Source organism: Massilia jejuensis, assembly GCF_042656795.1.
GTDB lineage: Bacteria > Pseudomonadota > Gammaproteobacteria > Burkholderiales > Burkholderiaceae_D > Telluria > Telluria jejuensis.
Genome location: NZ_JBHSMS010000038.1, coordinates 1 through 5,085, shown reverse-complemented (window position 1 = coordinate 5,085; position 5,085 = coordinate 1). Strand labels below are relative to the sequence as shown.

Here is a 5,085-nt window from a genome sequence, read left to right as displayed (position 1 = left end):
ATTGAACAATCCTTTCGGCATTATTTCATGACCCCGTTCCACACAGAAATTCTGACAGGCTCTATCGCGTCGTTGACTTCTTCGATCGCGGCCTTGTTGGCTCCGCTCTTGTCCATCGCGATCTTCTCCGGCACACCGTTCTCCCGCATGGCTTTCTCAAAAAAACGCTTAGCGGCCGCCGTGTCACGATGTGCCGTCAGCAGGAAATCGACGGTCTTTCCTTCCTTGTCGACTGCACGGTAGAGATACTTCCAGACTCCCTTGACCTTGACGTACGTCTCGTCCATTCGCCAGCTAGAGCCGACCCGACGCTTATGCTTTCGTGACTGTGTTTCAATCAACGGCAGGAATCGAATCGCCCAACGGTTGATCGTCGAATGGTCGACTAACACGCCCCGCTCCTCCATGAGCTCTTCGATGTGCCGATAGCTGAGCGGGTAGGCCACGTACCATCGGATGCAGACCAGGACGACGTCAATCGGGAAACGCATTCCTTTGAAGCTGAGCATGACGGATCGGCAAGTGTTGGGTGCCACACTTTACCCGATCAGGGCAACTGCTCAGCTAACGCGACAGAACCACTGCGACGAGGCGGCGAACGCCTGGAAACTGCAGGCCAAGGTCACCTTCAGCAATGCGCTGGCGACGACCGTTTGCAAGCCGAAATAGGCGCTTCATTCGAACCTGCACACATGAGCCAGGAGGTCGATGGCCGCCGCAGCGCGTCCGCACTTACCCCTGGCTTGCCGTCTGCAGCCGTGGCCTGGACCACAGCGGCACTCCGACTGTCCGCTGCGTGCGATTCATACGAGAACTTTGCAACCTGCAGTGCCCGGGCGTTTCTCGACGCGACGGGGACTTGCCGGTTTTCTGTGTCGGAAGACGCGTGATATCGGTTGCGGCCTGGCGCGGGCGTCTGCGGCACCGCGCACGACCGTCATGCCACGGAAGAGCCAAACACGACCGTTCGTTGCAGCGTCGGGTTCTGCGAACGCACCCGGATGGCGATGGCCCCGGCGATCTTCCCGCCGCCTTGCTGCGAAGGCTCGATCGGTGACACGGTAGCGTAATCGGCGGGGTCGTCACAGACTACCCGCAGGTCCACAACAGGCAGCCGGCGTGCCACGGCTTCGCGCAAAATCACGTCGTTGAATACGGCCAGTGCCGTACGCAAGCCTGGGGAGAGTCCCGGCACGCAATCGTATATTGTCGAGATCGCTACAGGCAGGCCCATGGTCAATACCTCGTCGAGCATACGGCGGTATTCATGGCGAAACTCGGCTTGCCAGGCTGCCAGCATTGCCGTTGCTTCAAGTACCGATTTCACGCTCGACTGCATGAAGCCGACAAGCCCTAATACGTTGTTACCGCCGCAGCTGACAACGAGTGTGCCAGACCCTGTTCGCATTTGACGAAGACGCGCCACCTGGCCCCGGACGTCCGCCAGGACATCGCCATCACGTGCCAGGAGAACGACCCGGTGTTCGTCTCCCAGGAGCGCTTGCAGTTGCGCTCGCACTTCAGTGTTTTTCGGTACATAGGGGCATTGTCAAAAATCGAATCGCCCAGCAAGAATACATCCTGCATGTCGGACCTCCGGAGTCGATGGAACATGTTGCGGGTTGGGGAACGCAAGAGGCGCACTTTGGCCAGGTGTCGCCTGATACGGTGAAAAGATGAAAAGGAGCGACCTCGAAGTGGCGCCACTAGCCGATAGCCTGCTGGCGGCGGTTACAACGGATGCAGGCGATACGCGTTGTCCTCTTCGATTTCGAAAAACAGTTCGCCAGAGGCGAGGTCCGGTGTATCGGTCCACAAGGTAACTGTCGAGGCGAGCATGTCGACGAAATCACGCAAGGTCGCATTCTGCTTCATCGCTTTAGCCAGTTCAAGACGCGCCATGCCGGGTAAGAACACCGGGGCAAGGGCCAGTCTGGTCTCGAACGCGAGCGGCGTGCGTCCGGCGAACCGCTCCTGAATCGCTTGCCGCAGGAAAGTTAGATCCGGGTGGCCACGTGCGTCGCTGACCGAACACTGGAACGTCTTCGGTGGTCTGAGGCACTCCACGCGGCAAGCAATAAATCCTTCTTCGTGCCGGTTGACGCCGGAGCCGCCAGCCAGGGCCAACTCGGGCGTTGGGCTGGCGTAGACGGCGTAACGGCGCGAAGGCCTATCGTTTGGACACGTGAATTCCCACAAATTATCAACGAAATACGGCACATTCGCGGGCAGTCGTGCTCCAGGGTGGCGCTTGTGTTGGCGCCCTGGATCAAAACCGCTGCGGGGGACAGCCCGATATAACTGCATAAAGACTCCGTTCATTTTTTGAGAGGGGCGTACCGCATTGCACGGACCGCCCTGGCGCCAGGAAAGACGGTTACTAGTGCCGTGCAATGCAACTTCTGCCAATGCAGGTGCCGTTTGGGCATATTGCGTGGCGTGTCACGCGCATTTCTTGAGGAATGCAGCAAATAGTTCGCACAGCAGGGGAAGCCGCCCCGTCAGCCGGTGATCGCCCTGTACCAGGTGCAACGTACACTTTCGCAAATGTGCAAAGCGAACCGCATGCTCATAGGGAATCATCTCGTCATCCCAACCGTGCACGATCTCGGTGCGTTCGCCAGCGACCAGCGGATCCTGGCTAGGGTAGCCGGGCGTGAATACAGCGGGCGCCATCAAGAACAGGCCATGCGCGCCGAGCCGTTGGGCGGCCTCGGCAGCTACCCAGCCACCCATGCTCGAACCGACCAGTAACAGGGGCCGAGGTCCGCCCGAGCAAGCGCTCACGAGCTGCTCGAGGCGCCTGGCCGGGTCGAACGTGTGCGAGTAATCCAAGATATGGATCTCCCAGCCAGCGTCGCGCGCGACGTTTGACAGCGCTGTGAGTTTGCTGCTGCCGGGTCCACTTTCCTTACCGTGGATAAAATGAATGACACCTGTCTGCATCGGTTTTCTTCCTGGATGAGTGGTCGGGCAGCGCTGAAGGCTCCTCCCTTCTTGCCGCCATATTGCCTCGTGCTGGCACGGTGCAACGCCGGGACGAGCGCTTGGGCCTGGACGTGCGACTGCCGCTACACGGTTGGATGACGAGGTCGCCGCCACGGTGCTGCGCGCCATATTCCAGCAGTTTACAGTCGGTTGCGACATATTGGGTCGCACAGGTGTTCTCTGCACCATGACGTTGCTGACGGCCGCTGCGTGCGGTCACACGTCATTGGCACGGTATCGATGCCGGTGTAGTAAGTACTTGCTTACCGAAGTATGGGCTGCGACAAAGGCGACTGTTTCGCAGACAAGCACATTGCCCATGCAACGTGTGCGAAAAATTTGCAGCCTGCCCCGACCTTACGCGTCCTCGCCGGCGTAAAGCGCAAGCTCGCGCGCTTCGTTCCGTGTCGAGATCAGGCTTGCCTGCGACCGATGTGATCCGCGCGATATACCATGCAGGCGTTCTTGCCGGGCGCCTGTCAAAACGTGGTGCAGGTACCAACTGTAAGGCGCGGTCTCGGTGCCGATGCCAGTGGCGAAATGGCATTCGGCGATAATCGGAGACCGGCCTTCTGGGGTCACGCTGACGGTTCCCCGCTCGTAGCCGAAGCCCCTGCCCTCGGCCGTGTCCAACTGCGGTAACTGGTCGGCGCCGATCTCGTATACGACGCCGTACACGCGGTCCTCTTGCGATCCCGTTTCGATCACGTCGCATTTGGCGGAGCCGTCGAAGCCCCGCTTATGAAACGCCAGTCGATGACGATCCAATACGGCAACGCCGACGGTTTCGCTCGACGGCACTCTGGCTTTCAAACGTCTTGCCGGCATGGTTGAACCGTAGGCGAAATAGAACATAGTCTGCCCCGGACGTGAATTTCTCCTGAACTGCCCGCGCGGCCAGGCACGGGACAGAACGCATGCAGCAACGTGCTAGCCGTAGATTGCGGCCATGCCGAGTGCGGCTTTTTTCAGTTCGCTACGCAGTTTCGCCGGGCCGTGCACTTCAACGGCGGCGCCGAAGCCGGTGAGCCAATAGACCAGCGTGCGGGTAGAGGCGACCGTGGCTGTCACGAGGACCGAGCCGTCTTCGCACGGTGTGAGCGTTTGATCGGGGGATAGCGGCGTCTCGAACAAGTGTTCGGCGACCGGGCGCTGGAAGGTTGCACGTAATTTGATTGGAGGACCAGTGAGGAAACCAAAGGCGCCGGACGCGATGAATGCGTCCACGTCAAAGTCGTCCGGTCTCCTGGCTGCCTCATGGACCAGCTCTGCCTCGTGCACGCGGTGCAAGGCCAATGTGCGTATGGCGTCACGATCGGCGAATGTGCAAACCAGATAGACGATGCCACCGCGTTGGACAATCGCCAGCGGGTGTACCACGGGATAATGGGTCGCCTCCGCAAGATCGCGCTTTTTGTAGCGCAGGCGCAGTTGCAGATCCTTCATCAAGGCCAGGTACACCGTGCGCTGGCTTTCTGCGTTGAGCGCCGGCGCCTGCAGGGGCTGCAGCGGCGCAATCGTGCGTACTTTCCCGAGCCAGGCCTTTGACGTCACCGACTCATCCAACTCGTTGAGAACGCGGGCAGCGGAGCGGAACTGCGGTTCCAGGGCGTCGAGCGCTGTCGGCGGCAATTGGTTGCGCAGGTGCTGCTCGACCAAGGTAAGCGTCAGCGCGTCGGGCACAGAGAGGCCGGGCAGGTCGAAGCTCGGTGCCATCCGCTGCCAGCTCCAGCCGTACGGTTTTTCGCGGTCGTCGGATTCCAGCGGAAAAACCGTGGACAAGTCGATCAGGTCGCGTTGTACCGTGCGCGTGGTCACGGTGAAGTCGGCATCACGCAGGCGCTGCTGTAAGTTTTTGACGTCGATTTTCGCCGGTGCGCGCGGGATCAGGCGCAGCATCGTCCACTGACGCAGGAGAGTTAAGTTTGTTGGCACGGGATGTGTACTGGTCGGCGCGGGTGGACGCTCGTAACCACCCTGTTGGAAAGTTGTGCGTACTTGCGTAACCGCGTGGAGTGTAACGCTTCATTGTCCCCCTGTGTCAGGATAGTTGTCGCGTCATCTCATTCATCGACATCGTAGAGGGGGCGGAGAAAA

The 5,085-nt window shown here is 60.0% G+C and carries 5 protein-coding genes and 1 pseudogene; all 6 read right to left on the bottom strand.

Annotated elements, in window-relative coordinates:
• Positions 1-71: 71 nt before the first annotated feature.
• Positions 72-509: pseudogene (locus tag ACFPOU_RS12095) on the bottom strand (IS6 family transposase); the annotation flags it as partial.
• Positions 510-937: 428 nt separating this feature from the next.
• Entirely contained in the window at positions 938-1,327 is a 390-nt protein-coding gene (locus ACFPOU_RS12090; protein ID WP_379721317.1) for a hypothetical protein, read from the bottom strand.
• A gap of 404 nt (positions 1,328-1,731) precedes the next feature.
• Positions 1,732-2,307, bottom strand: coding sequence for a hypothetical protein (locus tag ACFPOU_RS12085; protein ID WP_379721314.1), 576 nt, complete (start codon positions 2,305-2,307; stop codon positions 1,732-1,734).
• A 135-nt stretch (positions 2,308-2,442) separates the two neighbouring features.
• On the bottom strand, positions 2,443-2,946 hold the full coding sequence (locus tag ACFPOU_RS12080) for a YqiA/YcfP family alpha/beta fold hydrolase (protein ID WP_379721311.1): 504 nt from the start codon (positions 2,944-2,946) through the stop codon (positions 2,443-2,445).
• Positions 2,947-3,345: 399 nt separating this feature from the next.
• A complete protein-coding gene (locus ACFPOU_RS12075) occupies positions 3,346-3,843 on the bottom strand; it encodes a gamma-glutamylcyclotransferase family protein (protein WP_379721306.1) in 498 nt (165 codons plus the stop codon).
• A 75-nt stretch (positions 3,844-3,918) separates the two neighbouring features.
• Entirely contained in the window at positions 3,919-4,887 is a 969-nt protein-coding gene (locus ACFPOU_RS12070) for a helix-turn-helix transcriptional regulator (RefSeq protein WP_379721303.1), read from the bottom strand.
• Between the last annotated feature and the right edge of the window lie 198 nt (positions 4,888-5,085).